The sequence below is a fragment of the Colwellia sp. 6_MG-2023 genome, from assembly GCF_030547765.1.
Classification (GTDB): domain Bacteria; phylum Pseudomonadota; class Gammaproteobacteria; order Enterobacterales; family Alteromonadaceae; genus Colwellia.
The window spans coordinates 52,961-68,166 of record NZ_JAUOPP010000018.1 but is presented as its reverse complement, the minus strand read 5'-3'; the positions used below and the strand labels follow the sequence as shown (position 1 = coordinate 68,166).

The 15,206-nt window shown below is 35.6% G+C and carries 12 protein-coding genes; 7 read left to right on the top strand and 5 right to left on the bottom strand.

Translation table 11 applies throughout. The features are described 5' to 3' along the window. Positions 1-7: 7 nt before the first annotated feature. Positions 8-1,339, bottom strand: a complete 1,332-nt coding sequence (locus Q4503_RS12360; RefSeq protein ID WP_303602458.1) for an N-acetylmuramoyl-L-alanine amidase — start codon at positions 1,337-1,339, stop codon at positions 8-10. Between the two features lie 98 nt (positions 1,340-1,437). Continuing rightward, the gene (gene tsaE, locus Q4503_RS12355; RefSeq protein WP_215973968.1) at positions 1,438-1,935 is read right to left on the bottom strand and encodes a tRNA (adenosine(37)-N6)-threonylcarbamoyltransferase complex ATPase subunit type 1 TsaE; all 498 of its coding nucleotides are present in this window, start codon (positions 1,933-1,935) and stop codon (positions 1,438-1,440) included. A 361-nt stretch (positions 1,936-2,296) separates the two neighbouring features. On the opposite strand from tsaE, the gene queG reads away from it, so the two are divergent. Continuing rightward, on the top strand, positions 2,297-3,487 hold the full coding sequence (queG, locus tag Q4503_RS12350) for a tRNA epoxyqueuosine(34) reductase QueG (protein ID WP_215973969.1): 1,191 nt from the start codon (positions 2,297-2,299) through the stop codon (positions 3,485-3,487). 74 nt (positions 3,488-3,561) lie between these two features. Here the strand turns inward: queG and Q4503_RS12345 are convergent, their stop codons facing one another. Together Q4503_RS12345 and orn are read right to left on the bottom strand one after the other, a co-directional pair. Beyond that, positions 3,562-6,912, bottom strand: a complete 3,351-nt coding sequence (locus tag Q4503_RS12345; RefSeq protein ID WP_303602457.1) for a hypothetical protein — start codon at positions 6,910-6,912, stop codon at positions 3,562-3,564. Positions 6,913-7,144: 232 nt separating this feature from the next. Then, positions 7,145-7,690, bottom strand: a complete 546-nt coding sequence (gene orn, locus Q4503_RS12340; protein ID WP_215973971.1) for an oligoribonuclease — start codon at positions 7,688-7,690, stop codon at positions 7,145-7,147. A 92-nt stretch (positions 7,691-7,782) separates the two neighbouring features. Between orn and rsgA the strand changes: the two genes are divergently transcribed. The 4 genes from rsgA to Q4503_RS12320 all read left to right on the top strand — a co-directional run bounded on the left by rsgA (position 7,783) and on the right by Q4503_RS12320 (position 12,316). After that, on the top strand, positions 7,783-8,835 hold the full coding sequence (gene rsgA / locus Q4503_RS12335; protein WP_215973972.1) for a small ribosomal subunit biogenesis GTPase RsgA: 1,053 nt from the start codon (positions 7,783-7,785) through the stop codon (positions 8,833-8,835). A 109-nt stretch (positions 8,836-8,944) separates the two neighbouring features. After that, positions 8,945-9,784 carry an archaetidylserine decarboxylase gene (asd, locus tag Q4503_RS12330; RefSeq protein WP_303602471.1) on the top strand — a complete coding sequence of 280 codons (840 nt, stop codon included), beginning with the start codon at positions 8,945-8,947 and terminating at the stop codon, positions 9,782-9,784. 134 nt (positions 9,785-9,918) lie between these two features. Then, positions 9,919-10,305 carry a BlaI/MecI/CopY family transcriptional regulator gene (locus tag Q4503_RS12325; protein WP_215973973.1) on the top strand — a complete coding sequence of 129 codons (387 nt, stop codon included), beginning with the start codon at positions 9,919-9,921 and terminating at the stop codon, positions 10,303-10,305. A gap of 22 nt (positions 10,306-10,327) precedes the next feature. Then, positions 10,328-12,316 (top strand): M56 family metallopeptidase, encoded by a 1,989-nt coding sequence (locus Q4503_RS12320; RefSeq protein WP_303602456.1) that lies wholly within the window; start codon positions 10,328-10,330, stop codon positions 12,314-12,316. On the opposite strand, the gene Q4503_RS12315 is transcribed toward Q4503_RS12320, so the two are convergent. After that, positions 12,313-12,849 carry a Spy/CpxP family protein refolding chaperone gene (locus Q4503_RS12315; protein ID WP_215973975.1) on the bottom strand — a complete coding sequence of 179 codons (537 nt, stop codon included), beginning with the start codon at positions 12,847-12,849 and terminating at the stop codon, positions 12,313-12,315. The two genes, Q4503_RS12320 and Q4503_RS12315, sit on opposite strands and share 4 nt — an antisense overlap. A 166-nt stretch (positions 12,850-13,015) precedes the next feature. Between Q4503_RS12315 and Q4503_RS12310 the strand changes: the two genes are divergently transcribed. Together Q4503_RS12310 and Q4503_RS12305 are read left to right on the top strand one after the other, a co-directional pair. Beyond that, on the top strand, positions 13,016-13,744 hold the full coding sequence (locus Q4503_RS12310) for a response regulator transcription factor (protein ID WP_215973976.1): 729 nt from the start codon (positions 13,016-13,018) through the stop codon (positions 13,742-13,744). Between the two features lies 1 nt (position 13,745). Continuing rightward, positions 13,746-15,179 (top strand): ATP-binding protein, encoded by a 1,434-nt coding sequence (locus Q4503_RS12305; RefSeq protein ID WP_303602455.1) that lies wholly within the window; start codon positions 13,746-13,748, stop codon positions 15,177-15,179. Positions 15,180-15,206: the final 27 nt, after the last annotated feature.

Genomic DNA, 15,206 nt, shown 5'->3' with positions numbered 1-15,206 from the left:
TACAGTGCTAACCTGCACGGGGAATTTTTAAAGTCTGACCAATACGAAGCACATTAGATTTTAAGTTATTGACCGCTTTAATTCTGGCCACAGATATCTTATAACGTTGCGCGAGTACCGACAAAGACTCACCACTACGTACTTTATGCTTTCGCATGGTCGTAGCTGCTACTAAGGTACCTTGAGGAGCATTGCTCGTAAAATAACTATCAACCGCTTTAAAAATAGCATTCGCAAGTTTGGTTTGATGAGCTCGGCTATTGAGATTTTGTTCTTCTATCGGGTTAGACATAAAGCCTGTCTCGATCAAAACAGAGGGAATATCAGATGATTTCAAAACGGCTAAACTCAAACCTTCAGGTTCTTTTTTATGGAGTTTAGTTACTTGTTTTAATTCCTTAATAACATGCAATGCAAATTCATAACTACTGGCCATAGTGTATTCTTTTTTCATATCAGCAAGCGTAAAAGCTAAGTTTTTATCTTTTGTTAATTTAATGGTATCGCCTGCTCCACCGAGTAATTCTGACTCATCTTGCCTATTTGCAATCCAACGAGTAAATTCAGAATTAGCCCGTCTAGATGATTGTACTAATACTGAAGCACCACTCGGTTTAGACGATATAAAAGCATCAGCATGGATAGAAATAAGTAAATCCGCTTTGTTTTCTCTCGCTAGCTCTGTTTTTCGACTATGTGTTACATAGTAATCGCCGGTTCTGATCATCGCCGCTTTAAAGCCTTCTCGTTGATCAATCATCTTAGCTAACTTTTTAGCAATAGATAGCGTTACCTTTTTTTCATATGTTCCCTTAGCACCAATAGAGCCTGGGTCTTCACCACCATGCCCTGCAACAATCGCAATAACGATATCTCGCTTACCACTCGAACTGTTAGTTTCTGTAATAGGGCTTGATTTTTTTTTATCATGTAAATCAATAACTAAACGATCACCATACTGTCCAGCAGGTGCCAAAGGAAAAACAGTTAATGGATACTTTTTTGATAGTTCTAATACTAGTCGAGTACTGCCTGTTGATTTGGCAGTACTGGTACGAAATACTTGAATTCGTGGATCATTTTCAGCTAATTTTGTGAGCGCAACATTATTTTTGGTGTTTTTAAAATCAATAACTAAGCGGTCCGGTTTACTTAAAGTAAAATATTTATAATCAGGTTTACTTTTCAGATCGAAAACAATACGCGTATTTTCTGGTGCCGGCCAAACACGAATACCATCAATACTATTAGTGCTTGCTAAGGCATTATTTGTACATAAGAGTACTACAGCTAATAAAAGCCAAAATACAATAGACGCTATGGAGGGTAATAAACGCATAACCAACCTTAAAAATTTTTAATTACTAATCTTAAGTGATATAAATGCTCAAGATATTCTCACAAAACCTATCAGAAACTGCTTTAGCAATCATCACATTAACCATATGTTAATGCCAATTGCTGTAAAACATCCTCACCTCGTTTAGAGCAAGCTTGTAAATCGATCACTCGTTGCTCATTTTGATAAACCATATTAATGATTATATCCTCATTAGCCAAGAGGCCAGCGCCTTTTTCTGGCCATTCAATAAAGCAACAACAATTATCAGCAAAATAATCGCGAATCCCCATATATTCTAATTCTTCAGGATCTCCTAGACGATATAGGTCAAAATGATAAACTTGCCACGGCGGTAATTCATACGGTTCAACTAGGGTGTAAGTTGGGCTTTTAACGTTGCCTTTATGCCCCATTCCACGTACAAAACCACGTGTAAGTGTTGTTTTTCCAGCCCCCAAGTCACCATTTAAAAAAACCACCAGTGATTGTTGGGCTTGTTGTTGTTCATTTTGCCACTGTAATACTTTAGCTAAGCTATCGCCCATAGCAATTGTCGCGGCTTCATCGGGTAAAAGGTACTCTAACTTTTTCATTTTTTCTCAAAATTTTCTATTAATCGTTAGGTTAGCTATTCTATGCCTAGAAAGCTTACAATAGTATGAATAGGTGATATTACATTAATCATAGTAACTGATAATAATATCATCTGATGCGCCATGAATATAGACAGGCTCGGAGGTAACTATAAAATATTTATGCTCTTATAAAAGTAAATATTATTTGGTTATTTAGCCGATGGAATAAAGTCACCAACCACAAAAATACTAACCGGTAAAGTGAAGTATTCTGACACTTATATTTTGCTCGAGATTGTTGTGGTAAACTCATCAATCATTTACACCTAGCAGCTATACTAAACCATACTTTATTTGTATTGGTTATTTTATTTAAAAAATGACAAAAACAATCCCAGATACTCATGCTATCAACTATTCCCAATTGGCTGAAAAAATCCAGTGTTGGGGTAAGGAATTAGGCTTTTCTCAATTAGGTATTACTGATATTGACCTATCCCAACATGAAAGAAGCCTTGAAAAGTGGTTAGCAAATGGTTATCACGGCAATATGGAATATATGGCGCGTCATGGTTTAATGCGTGCACGTCCTGCAGAGTTGGTACCAGGAACGGTTAGAGTTATTAGTGTTCGATTAGACTATTTGCCTACTGACGCCAAGTGCGCTCGTATTTTGAAAGCGAAAGATCACGCTTATATTAGCCGCTACGCATTGGGGCGAGACTATCATAAACTGATGCGAAAACGGCTACAGTCATTAGGCAAAAAAATTGCTGAACATTGTGAAGAGTTCAATTTTCGTCCATTTGTTGATTCAGCCCCCATATTAGAACGTCCCCTTGCTGAAAAAGCGGGTTTAGGTTGGGTGGGTAAGCATACCTTATTACTCAATAAAGAAGCTGGCTCGTGGTTTTTTCTTGGTGAACTGCTTATAGATATACCACTGCCAATAACATCAATTAAACCTAAAAACACAGAAAGATCGGTCAATGACTGTGGCAGTTGTGTTGCTTGTATAAAAATATGCCCAACCAAAGCTATCGTAGAACCTTATGTCGTTGATGCCAGACGCTGTATTTCTTATTTTACCATTGAATCTCCTGATCCTATTCCAATAGAATTGAGACCATTAATGGGTAATCGAATTTATGGTTGTGACGATTGCCAACTTATTTGTCCTTGGAACAAATACGCAAAACTGAGTTTAGAAGATGATTTTCAAGCGAGAAATCAACTGGATGAAATAACACTTTTAACGCTATTTTCTTGGAATGAAACTTACTTTTTAGATGTTTTTCAAGGTTCGCCGATACGACGAATAGGGTTTCAAAGCTGGCAACGTAATATTGCCGTAGCATTAGGTAATGCTCCTTGGGATGCTGAAATTGTTCAAGCATTGGAAGATAAGTTACCACTTGCTTCCGAATTAGTTGCTGAGCATATTCATTGGGCTATAGCACAGCAAAACCTAAGTAAACCAAATAAAGACGTTATGAATAAAAGCCCGATTGAACGACTTAATGCTAGATTAATTCGTTCAGTAGAAAAAGGGCTTCCTAGAGATGCATAATCGTTCAACTATACAGGTTTAAAAATGTCCAAGGTAGATTACAATACCTAATGAAATGACTGTTAGCTAAATATTTAAAGCGTTTCTGCGTATTCGTCGATTTCAGTTAATACAACTCGAGTTTCTTTTAGTAAGGCATTAACCTTTTCTAGGCTACTAGGTATTTCGACACCGCTTAATAATTTTGACCATTGTGTACATAATAATTGTAGCCGAGGTGCTGAGAGTATTGCAGCATTTAACGCTAATGCCGCAATAGCAACGTGTGCTTGCGCTAACTCTTTTTCTTTTATCGCCTCAATTAACGCATCAAGCTGTTGGTGATTATCTTGGGTATACTCGTCAAGCATAAACAATGCTAATTCAACAGTACCTTGATGTTGTAAATAGCGAGCAAAGTCAAAAACAGCAGCGTTATCTGTTAATAATTGCGTAACTTCAGTAATAACAACATCATCAGAACCTTCTTCTGGCAAAGCCAATTTATCTTGATTGCTCGATTTATTTAGTGCAAGCTCTCCCTTTATATCTCTTTTTTTCTTTAGCCACGGTGCCAATGCTTCAGCTAACTCTACCAATGTAATTTCATCGGTAAAATTCAATTGATTAATAAGCCATTGTGCGAAAGGTGCTCTATTTTCAACCTTAGGTAACATATCAGTTAAGGATAAAACCCCAATACTAATATTTGCTGTAGTTGCTCTTTCAATTAAAGCTGATTCAGGAAATTCCGTAACCAGTATGTTGTATACACCTGTTTTCCAAAGTATTGCTTGTTCATACTCATTAGCAACGATTTTCACATGAAAACCAAGCCAATGTAGTAATCGTTGTAAGTTTTGATAGGCTTGTGGCGATTGCACAGCAAGTAATAACGGCAACTCGGCCGGTAATGCTTCATGAGAGACAAAGGACTCATAAGGAAATAATTGATTCGTTAAACGGTCGCCTTTTAGCAGCATCAAGATATTTTCAACAAAACTATCTTTACAAAATATTTGCTCTGCTTGATTATAAAAGCCGAAGCGCTCATAGTTAAGTTCACTTGATTGAAGCACCATCAACTTAGGTTTTACAGACTCAGGTAATAAGTTAATCTGTTGAATAATGAAATCAAGCTGAGTTACTGCTATATCACTTGTGACCACGACGACATCAAATTTCTTGCGATTAAGCTTTTCTTCAATAAACTGACTTTTAAAACTATCAAACTGGGTGATTCGTTCAAGTTTGCCATGGGCAGATAAAACAATAGTTGCAATCAACTCAGCTAACACCACATTATTTGACAATACCATGATGTTAGTGCCGTTTAAGGTGATTTTTTTGCTAACATCTTCAGGCGCAGCAACGGCTAAAGGTAAATCAAAACTGAGTTGATAGCCATCATCAACAAGTTCCGCACTAATATTTTCACCATGCTGCTTAGTAAGTAGCAGATTAAAAGCATCAATTAACGGTGAGTTTATGCGCGAAACAGATTCAGAATTTAATAACTGCATAATTAAGGTAGGCAGCGTTTTTAAAGGGCTTGTGTTGACAATAACCGACAAGTTTACTAATTGTTGTCCTTCATCCTTATCCTGTAACTGAGCCTGTAATAATAATTGGCTTGCTCTACAGTTCGTTAATACGATATCAATAAGTAAACTGATAAAATGCTGAAATACATTATCGTCAACTTTTACCTTACTGAGTAAGCGCTCATCACAACGTACGAACAATTTGTTGTCATATTTATGCTGTTCTTGTTGCTTGTTAAATAAAGCAGCATATATCTCATCAATTAAATTCACATCGGTCAATGTCAAACGTGATTTATCTGATTTCATTTCTAACGCTAGATGTAAACCTGAAAATTGCTGATATAAACACATTAATTGCGTTATTAAATGCTCCTTATTGGTAGTTAATGGGGTGGCATTTAATACATTAACATTTAGGCAATATTCTTGATGTTGTTGTATGACTTGTACTATTAATTTCTTTAAAAATTGATAACGTTGCATTTCATCAAATATTTGCAAGGTTAAGCGTAATTTTTGCTGTTCTGCATTTTGATGTAGCTCTTCAATAGTTTTTTCTTGTTGTGATAACGCTTGTTCAATAGCTTGATATTTATTTAATAATACCTGCCATTCATCTTCATTATGCTGCGGCTCTTCATGACTTTCTAAATGACCTGAAGTTTTCTCTAAATGATCGATTATGACTTGCGTTTCAATGCAATTAGCAACAACACTTTTATTTGGTGCGTTATTAATGGTGTTGACAATGCTCTCAACACCTTGCTGCGCTGAAATCTTAATTTGCTTGTGTAATCGCCATAATAAAAAGAAAAAACAAAGTAGCGACAGAGCAATACTAGCCAACAAAATATTAACAATATTTTTTTCTGATAATTCTATATTATAACTAGCCAAAAAAACCTTTATAACGCTGATGTCACCGGTTTGAATATCATTCTTGTAAGGGGTTAATAATAGCCGCTTAACACCTTCTTGTTGCTCTTTTAAATTAGTTTGATAATCTTGAACTAAACGAATATAACTTTGCCATTTAGGTATTGATTTTTGTTCTGTTAATACTATTTTTTCCAACGTATCAAACTGCTGATTAACATCAAGAATTCCCTTTATTAACCCATCACTTATAATTTGTTGATGCTGAGTAAACAATTGCAGCATCTGAAGACGTAATTCCTCAAAAACGGTTAGCGATGTATTGGTATTCAATGCTTTAAACCGCATTAAAACATCAATTAATAACGTTTTTAATTGTTGTAAATCATTCGATTTTTGAGCCAGTTGCACATATAGATTAGCTCGACTGTAAGTCACTCTATTTTTTGCTTGCTCAACTTCTAATTGTTCATTTAGTATTTTTTGGCTAGCAAATTGCTCATCGATAACTTGCTGGATAGAAAAAAGCACTAGTTGCAATTGAATAATGCTGCTTTGCCTTAGCTGCTGATTATAGGTATAGCTGTCTTGCACACGTGAAACAACATCTTCAGCAAGTAAGTTTTTATCTAACCATTGTTGAAAAACTTGTTTATTGTCGCTATGCGCTTGCAGTAAGTTACGATTTAATATAATTAACTCATCATGTAACTTAACCAAATTGCCAGTATTATCCGGTTGGAGTATATCTTCAATTAATTGCTCGACTGCTTGCAACGCGTTAATTTGTTTTAACGCTTGTTTCATCGGTATTAATTGATTTTTGAGTGTCGCATTGTCCTGCACATTAGTTTGGTAAAATAAGGCAGAGGTTAAGCCTATCGTAATGATGATTAAAAAACATAATGCTACAAATTTAAACCTAAATTTTTGATAAAAAAGCTTTAATTTAATTTTCTTATGGTGTTGCTTCTGCTCAGTGTTATTTTCAATATGCTCTGCAACGCCGTCAATATTACTCATAGTGGTTTTTTATTCTACATCCCTTAATGACGTTAGTTTATACCAAACTACAATGATAATAATAGATTGATAAAGATTAAGTGAATATTTTTACTAATTTACAGACGAAATATAGTGAGAGCATAGCGCACATCAAGTTGATGTGCGCATTAAATAAACTGACTTTTACAATATTATCACTGGCACTTATATTCAATATTAAGTTAACGCCCAAAGAGTGATAAATGATTAGTTAAATTTTGAAAAAGTGCTCTTGGTAGACTTTTAACTCGGCGATAGACTCTCTAATGTCATCTAAAGCTAAATGAGCTCCCGTTTTTACTACTTTATCTAATACTTCAGGTTTCCAGCGACGAGCAAGCTCTTTCACTGTACTTACATCCAAATTACGATAATGAAAATATTCTTCAAATTCAATCATATACTTATTAATAAAACGTCGATCTTGACCAATACTATTACCACACATTGGTGAAACACCTTTCGGCACATATTGTTGAACAAAGGCAATAGTTTGAGCGGTAGCTTCAGCTAGGCTAATCTTACTCTCACGGCATCGTTTAGTTAAACCTGACTGACCATGATGTTCAATACACCATTCACTCATATTGTCTAACACATCATCTGATTGATGAATGGCAAAAACGGGGCCTTCAGCTAAAATATTTAACTGACTATCAGTAATAATAGTAGCAATTTCGAGCACTACATCAATTTCAGGCTCTAACCCAGTCATTTCTAAATCAAGCCAAATTAAATTGGTATTGTTACACGTCATAAATATCCCTTAAAAATTGCACAAGCAATAGCTAGTAATTATCAGTATAATAGCGAACAAATAACTAGGATTAAACAAAATGATTAAGACTTGTGGCTAAGAAAAAATTAACTAATGGTCAGCAAAGACGCATTAAAGCTAATCACGACAAAAAATTGCACACGAAAGTAAACGCTAGTGGCGGTAAAGTTCAGTGGGAAGATGAAGAGCTAGGTGCTACTCAACAAGGTATTGTGATCAGTAGATTTGGTCAACATGCGGATGTAGAGGGTGATGATGGTGCAATATACCGATGTAATTTACGCCGTTCTATCAAAACTTTAGTCTGTGGCGATAAAGTACTTTGGCGTTTAGGCAAAGAAACTCAACATAGCATTTGTGGCATTATTGAAGCCGTGCATGATCGTGAGACTGTATTAAGCAGACCTGATGTTTATGATGGCGTAAAACCTATTGCAGCTAATATTAGCCAAATTTTAATTGTTTCTTCTGTATTGCCGGCATTTAACAGTGACATTATTGATCGCTACTTAGTTGCTGCTGAGCAAACGGGCATAACGCCAGTTATTGTCTTAAACAAAATAGATCTACTTAGCGAGCTAAGCCAAAACGAGCAAGATGAAATTGAACAACAATTACAAATCTATAGAGAAATAGGCTATCAGATACTTTATGGTAGCAGTCAAACTAATGAAGGTATTAGCGAAATAAAAACTCAATTGAGCCAGCATATTAGTATTTTTGTTGGTCAATCAGGTGTGGGAAAATCAACATTAGTGAATGCTTTAATGCCAGAGCTTGGCGTAGTTACTCAAGAGGTTTCACAAAACTCTGGGTTAGGGCAACATACAACAACTGTCGCTCGATTATATCATTTTGAAGAAGGTGGTGACTTAATTGACTCCCCAGGGATTAGAGAGTTTGGCCTATGGCATTTAACGCCTGATCAAGTCTTTAACGGCTTTAAAGAGTTTGAGCAATTTCAAGGACTATGTAAATTCCGAGATTGCAAACATAAAAATGATCCTGGTTGTGCATTGACCTCAGCTGCCGAGGATAAAATTCACCCTAAACGACTTGCTAGCTTTACCCGTATTATCGCCAGCTTAGGTGACAACAAATTAACTTCACGGTTTAATGATTAATTACCAAATAAATTAAAACTAAGTAAATAAAGGAAAAAAAGTGTCTTCACAGAATCAATCTTCAACGACTAAGTTCAGCGATAAAATTAAGATTGCCTTGCAATATTCCATGCCTAAGCATGCTATTTCTCGTTTAGTGGGAAAATTAGCTGCTGCTAAAATGGGTTGGTTAACCACTAAACTCATTGATATGTTCATCAAGGCATACAAGATCAACATGAATGAAGCAAAATTAAAAAATGCAAAAGATTTTGCCACCTTTAATGACTTTTTCACGCGCGAATTAGAAGAAGGTGCCCGTACTATTGATTCAGACTCAAGTACTTTATGTTATCCCGTTGATGGCGCAATATCTCAGCAAGGAGATATTGTTGAAGGAAGATTAATTCAAGCCAAAGGCTTTAATTACAGCCTTACCTCATTGTTAGGTGGTGATGCTAGAACGGCCGCTCCTTTTCAAAAAGGTAAGTTCTCTTGTATTTATTTAGCACCTAAAGACTACCATCGAATTCACATGCCTATGGCGGCTACATTACGTGAAATGATTTATGTACCTGGTGAGTTATTTTCAGTGAATCCATTAACTGCGAATAACGTTCCTGATTTATTCGCGCGCAATGAGCGTGTGGTAACAGTATTTGATACCGAGCATGGTTCTTTCGCTATGGTACTGGTAGGCGCAACTATTGTCGCAAGCATAGAAACAACGTGGGCAGGCACTATTACACCACCAGCAGGAAAGGATATTTTCAGATGGCAATATCCAGCAAAAGGGATTGATGCAATTACCTTTGAAAAAGGTGATGAAATGGGCCGTTTCAAGTTAGGCTCTACTGTTGTCAGTACCTTCGCCCCCAACATGGTTGAATTTGCCGCTAATGCTAGACCTGAAACCGTGACAAGATTAGGTGAGCATTATGCAGATTTAGTCGAAAAAAGTGATGCTTAAATTAAGGGTTGCTCATTAATTCCACAAAGTATAGGATTAGCAACCAAGTTTTACGATTATATTCGTAACCACTTTTACAACTAAAATTCCAACCCTCTGGGCATAAAATAAAATTAATAATTGGGGCAAGAAACATGGCACGTGAAAAATCCGCAGTGAAGCCAACAGAAGCTGAGTTATCATTACTCAATATTCTTTGGCAAATGGGGCCTGCTACCGTCAGACAAATTCACGAAGAAGTAACTGAGACACATAAAACTGGTTATACAACCGTACTAAAAATACTACAAATAATGCATGAAAAATCATTAGTAACTCGTGATGAAACAAATAGAGCACATGTTTATGCTGCCGCAAATAGCGAAATGCATACACAATCATCGTTAATAAAAGACTTAATCAGCAAAGCTTTTGGCGGCTCAACCTCTAAATTAGTGATGCGCGCTATCGATGAATCAACATCTGCAGAAGATATTAATGATATTCGTCAACTTCTAAATTCTTTAGAAAAAGAAACTTAACAGTAATAGCTTAACAATAAAAATGTTAGATAACGTATTTACTAGCCCATTGCTAACTAGTTTAGCACTCACCTTATTGCACTTTTTGTGGCAAGGGTTATTAGTGGCTATCGTACTAAAATCAGCATTACTTATTTTCAATAATAGTAAACCTCAATTGCGTTATGCCTTATCTGCATTTGCTATGTTGATTAATTTACTACTACCACTGATAACTTTTATTGTTATTTATCAAACAGAGGTTTCGTCAACTCACTTCTTTGTAAACTCTTTTGCGTTAAATGAATTTATACAAGAATTAGAACAACCTGATTCGCTATTTAATTATAAAGAGTTAATAGAAACCCTTAATATATTATTGCCTTATTTATCAATTTTATGGCTGGCAACTGTGACCTTATTAGCAAGTAAGTTATTAATAGAAATATCTACTGTTAATAAACTTCCGCTCCAAGGTACGGTAGAGCCAAGTGATAAGTTACAAAAGCGCTTTGATGAATTGGCAAAACAAATCAGTCTACGCATATTGCCACGACTATTGATTTCATTAAAAGTTGATGTGCCAATGGCCATTGGCTGGCTTAAACCTGTTGTACTAATTCCTGCTTCAATGATCAGCGGTTTAAATAATGCACAACTTGAAATGTTGATTTTGCATGAACTTGCCCATATTCGACGTCATGATTACCTCGTTAATTTTTTACAGACGTTGGTCGAGATATTATTGTTTTTCCACCCGGCGGTATCATGGGTTTCTAAACAAATGCGTAACGAACGTGAATATTGTAGCGATGATATTGCCGTACAACACTGCGGTGACGCAATAGCTTATGCACACACATTAGCAGATACCGCTTCTTTATGTACTAAAATTCACAATAATACGATACCTAATATGGCCATGGCAGCGTCAGGCGGTGATTTAAAACAACGTGTTATTCGTTTAGTTGACCATCATTGCGCTCCCAATAATAACATCAGTAAATGGTTTGCTAGTGCTACCATTATTTTCTCGATAGTATTGCTGTCAAGCAAACAATTACTGACTATGCCACTGCTGGACCTTTGGCCAGATGAAACACCGTGGAAACAAACAACCAAAAGTGAAGAAAATCAAAACACGCTCAACAATAACGTAACACTGCTCTCACCTATTTTTAGTGAAAATCTACCTAGTATTACAACACCATCACCTAATAAACCTGCTGATAACACCTTTAAAACGGTATTAGGTAAAAAAGAGCTATCAACGAATAATATATTAACGACTTTAGTATCTGTAGATAGGCCAATAGAAAAAAAATCAGACATGGATATTATTAAACGTAATTCATTAGCTTTAAATAATTTACAGCCTAATTCCAATGAACCTATTCAGCTAAAGAATTCATCGCAAAATACTGCAACTGAACCTGAACAATTAAGTAAAAATAATGTAAACAATGATTCATTAATGGTGACAAAAGCATTTGAACGAACAACGTCTAACAGCGCTTATCAACAAGAGCTAATACAATTAAGAGATGACTCACATTTATCGAATACATTTATTAGTAATCATGCCAGCAAAAAATCTCAGCACAATTCGGTGCTAAATAATGAGTTTACTACTAATGCCGATAAGAACGAGACATCAAAAGAGTCAAGCTTATTAAATCATGCTATCAGTAAAACAGCTGTTACTTCAGCTAGTGCTCATATAGAACCAGAAGATAAAGTTATAACTATTGCACCAATTAGACGTAATGCGAAAAAACTAAAATCTGTAAACCCTATTTATCCAAATATCGCCAAACGTAAAGGTATTGAGCTTGAAGTGGAAGTGAACTTTACTATCGACATTAATGGTAAGGTTAAAAACCTTCAATTTATCAATCAACAAAAAGTCAGTTATTTTAAAAATTCAATTCGTTCAGCAATAAGACAATGGCGATTTCTACCCGCTAAAGTTAACGGGAAGCCGGTAGAAAGCCAAATGTCTAAGGTGTTTGCGTTTAGTTTACATAGTTAGCTTTCACTAACATCTTCACTTTTTGCCTTTTTATTTTTTCCTTTTCTTTGCATCTTGCTTTTTCTTTGCTCCATCTTACTCTCCCACTTTACTTGCTGCTCTGGCGTTAAGACATTAAACATTGCATTTCTCGTTTTTGCTTTGGCTAATGCCATTTGCGCAAACGTTTCTTTATAAGAGTCATGTAAAGCGATATAGGTTTGTTCATCAAATTTTTCTGCTTGTAGCAATAGTTTTTCAGCTTCTTTGAATTGTTTTATTTCTGCTCGTAAAGAAACATCTTGCTCTTTAGCTGCAGTTTTAATCGCTTTCATCTGAGTTTTTTGTTCTTCAGAAAGGCCAAGATATTTACTCATTTTTTTCATCATATCTTTACCTCTATGATGACGTTCACTTTTTTGATAATGTTTATGTGATTTAGTCTCCACATTATCTTCTGATGATACATTGGCGTTAGACATACCGGTAAAAGCTAATACGGCACAGACTGCAGAAATAGAAACAATAGTTTTCATTGGTTTAGTAATATTCATTGTTGGCTCCAAAGGTTAAATAAATTTCACGAAAGCTAGTATAAGTAATTCAATGCAAAGAAACGCAAAGCCAATGTAAAGATTAAGTAAAGGTTACACAATGAAGTACAAGTTAATAATGATTAAGGTAAAATGATTGTACTTCTAACATAAGGTAAAAATTCTCTTGAATAAAAAGCACATATTATTAATTGATGATGATCATGAGTTAGCAGAGCTTTTAGCCGATTATTTAGCTCAGCAGGACTTCCTTGTTCATTGTTGCTTTGACGGTCAGTCAGGACTTGAGCAGGCATTCACGAATCAATACGATTTAATATTACTTGATGTAATGATGCCCAAACTTAATGGTTTTGAAGTATTGAAGGCGCTGGGTCAAGAGCATAAAACGCCAGTTTTAATGTTAACAGCTAAAGGCGATCATAACGATAAAGTTAGAGGCTTAGAATTAGGCGCTGATGATTACCTAGCAAAGCCCTTTCACCATCAAGAGTTATTAGCACGTATAAATGCCATCTTACGCCGGATTCAATTAGCGAGCCAACAAGGCCAGTCTCCCCTTGAAGCAGGTCACGAACAAGAAAAATCTATTTTAACCGTAAATGATATAGCACTAAACCATGCTATCCGAGCAGCTTCTTGCCATGATAACCCAATTGAACTCACAGGTACTGAATACCAAATATTAACCTTATTATTGGAAAATCACGGCAAAATTATTTCTAAAGATACTATTTCAGAAAAAGTATTAAGCCGAAAGCTTAGTCCATTTGATCGTAGCATTGATGTACATATTGGTAATATTCGTAGAAAATTTCTACCATTTTGTACCACTGAAAAAATAAAAACCGTCCGCGGTGCAGGGTATTTATTCTTAACAGGTGAAGATAGTTAACATGTCCCTAATCAAAGCCTCCTCTAAAATAAAAACCTTATTATCTTCATTTACCATTAAACTATTTGTCTGGTTTTGGCTCATTGCAATTACATCTATAATTAGCACACGCTGGATTTCACAGCAGCTATCCAATGATGTTATTCGTGAAGTAGTTAGTCATAAATCAAAACCTGATGAACTTTATCAGCTCAATAAAATGGCAAAACGTATCAAGCGTAATAAAGCAGAAAATATTGAGCAATTCTTAACGCTACAAAAAAAAAGACTTGCTCTAACCCCATTTAATATTTGGTTAAAAAGTATCGATGGTAATTCAAGGATTGTTAGCGCTATCCCATTACCGAAAAATTTTCAACGCGTATTAACCGATTACCTTAGCGAGAATACTTTTACGCAACCCACAACTAGCTTTTTTTCGCATACGGAAATAGTAGGCCCCGTACTAATCAATATTAATAATCAACCTTATCAACTATTTATTTCGCGTAAAGTTCACAAACCAAACATTAGTCAAATTGTTCAATCACTTCCCTACTGGTTGCGTATTGTGACGCCAACCTTGATTAGCTTTTTACTTTGTTTGCTACTAGCACATTCATTTAGTAAGCCTATTCGATTAATTAAAAAAGCGACAACAAGATTAGGCCAAGGTGATTTTGATTCACGTGTTGAAGGCGTAGGTCAGCTTAGCGGCGAGTTAGAACAATTAGCTAATAGTTTTAATAAAATGGCAGAGCAATTACAGCAACACCAAAGCTCACAAAGACGCTTATTAGGTGATGTTTCACATGAACTACGATCACCTATGACAAGGCTTCAGATGGCTCTGGGGTTAGCACAACAAGAATCAACAACGCCACAAGCACGTGAGCAATATTTACAACGTTGTCAACGAGAAATAGATAGATTAGATCACATGATTGAAAATGTATTAGTGCTATCTCGCTTAGAGAATACCTTGCAAAAAGCAGAGTATGAACAAGTTAACCTTTCAACACTAATACAAAATATCATAAACGATGAACAATTTATTGCGGATAAAAAGTCGATCAGTATTAACTATAATGCTCCCGCTAAAATAATGTTATTAGCTGATCAAACCTTACTCACAAGTGCCATTAGTAACGTACTTAACAACGCGGTGAAATATAGCCCAGAGCAAAGTACTATTAACGTTCAATTATCGATAGACAAGCAAAAAGTTATTTTAGTCGTTAGCGATAAGGGTAATGGTGTACCTGAAGAATCATTAACGCAGCTGTTCACACCATTTTATCGAGTTAATCTTGCCAGAGATCGGGCGACAGGTGGAACAGGCTTAGGTTTAGCAATAGCGAAACAAGCCATTATCACACATCAAGGTGAAATTTTTGCTAAAAATAACGCAGATAATGGTTTATCTGTTATTATTGAACTTCCTTATTTTGAATAAAAATATATTAACAAAGACGTATTTACT

Excerpts from the sequence above, each read along its gene's own strand:
- Q4503_RS12360 (WP_303602458.1), bottom strand. The coding sequence starts at position 1,339 with ATGCGTTTATTACCCTCCATAGCGTCTATTGTATTTTGGCTTTTATTA.
- tsaE (WP_215973968.1), bottom strand. The coding sequence starts at position 1,935 with ATGAAAAAGTTAGAGTACCTTTTACCCGATGAAGCCGCGACAATTGCT.
- queG (WP_215973969.1), top strand. The coding sequence starts at position 2,297 with ATGACAAAAACAATCCCAGATACTCATGCTATCAACTATTCCCAATTG.
- Q4503_RS12345 (WP_303602457.1), bottom strand. The coding sequence starts at position 6,912 with ATGAGTAATATTGACGGCGTTGCAGAGCATATTGAAAATAACACTGAG.
- orn (WP_215973971.1), bottom strand. The coding sequence starts at position 7,690 with ATGACGTGTAACAATACCAATTTAATTTGGCTTGATTTAGAAATGACT.
- asd (WP_303602471.1), top strand. The coding sequence starts at position 8,945 with ATGCCTAAGCATGCTATTTCTCGTTTAGTGGGAAAATTAGCTGCTGCT.
- Q4503_RS12325 (WP_215973973.1), top strand. The coding sequence starts at position 9,919 with ATGGCACGTGAAAAATCCGCAGTGAAGCCAACAGAAGCTGAGTTATCA.
- Q4503_RS12320 (WP_303602456.1), top strand. The coding sequence starts at position 10,328 with ATGTTAGATAACGTATTTACTAGCCCATTGCTAACTAGTTTAGCACTC.
- Q4503_RS12315 (WP_215973975.1), bottom strand. The coding sequence starts at position 12,849 with ATGAATATTACTAAACCAATGAAAACTATTGTTTCTATTTCTGCAGTC.
- Q4503_RS12305 (WP_303602455.1), top strand. The coding sequence starts at position 13,746 with ATGTCCCTAATCAAAGCCTCCTCTAAAATAAAAACCTTATTATCTTCA.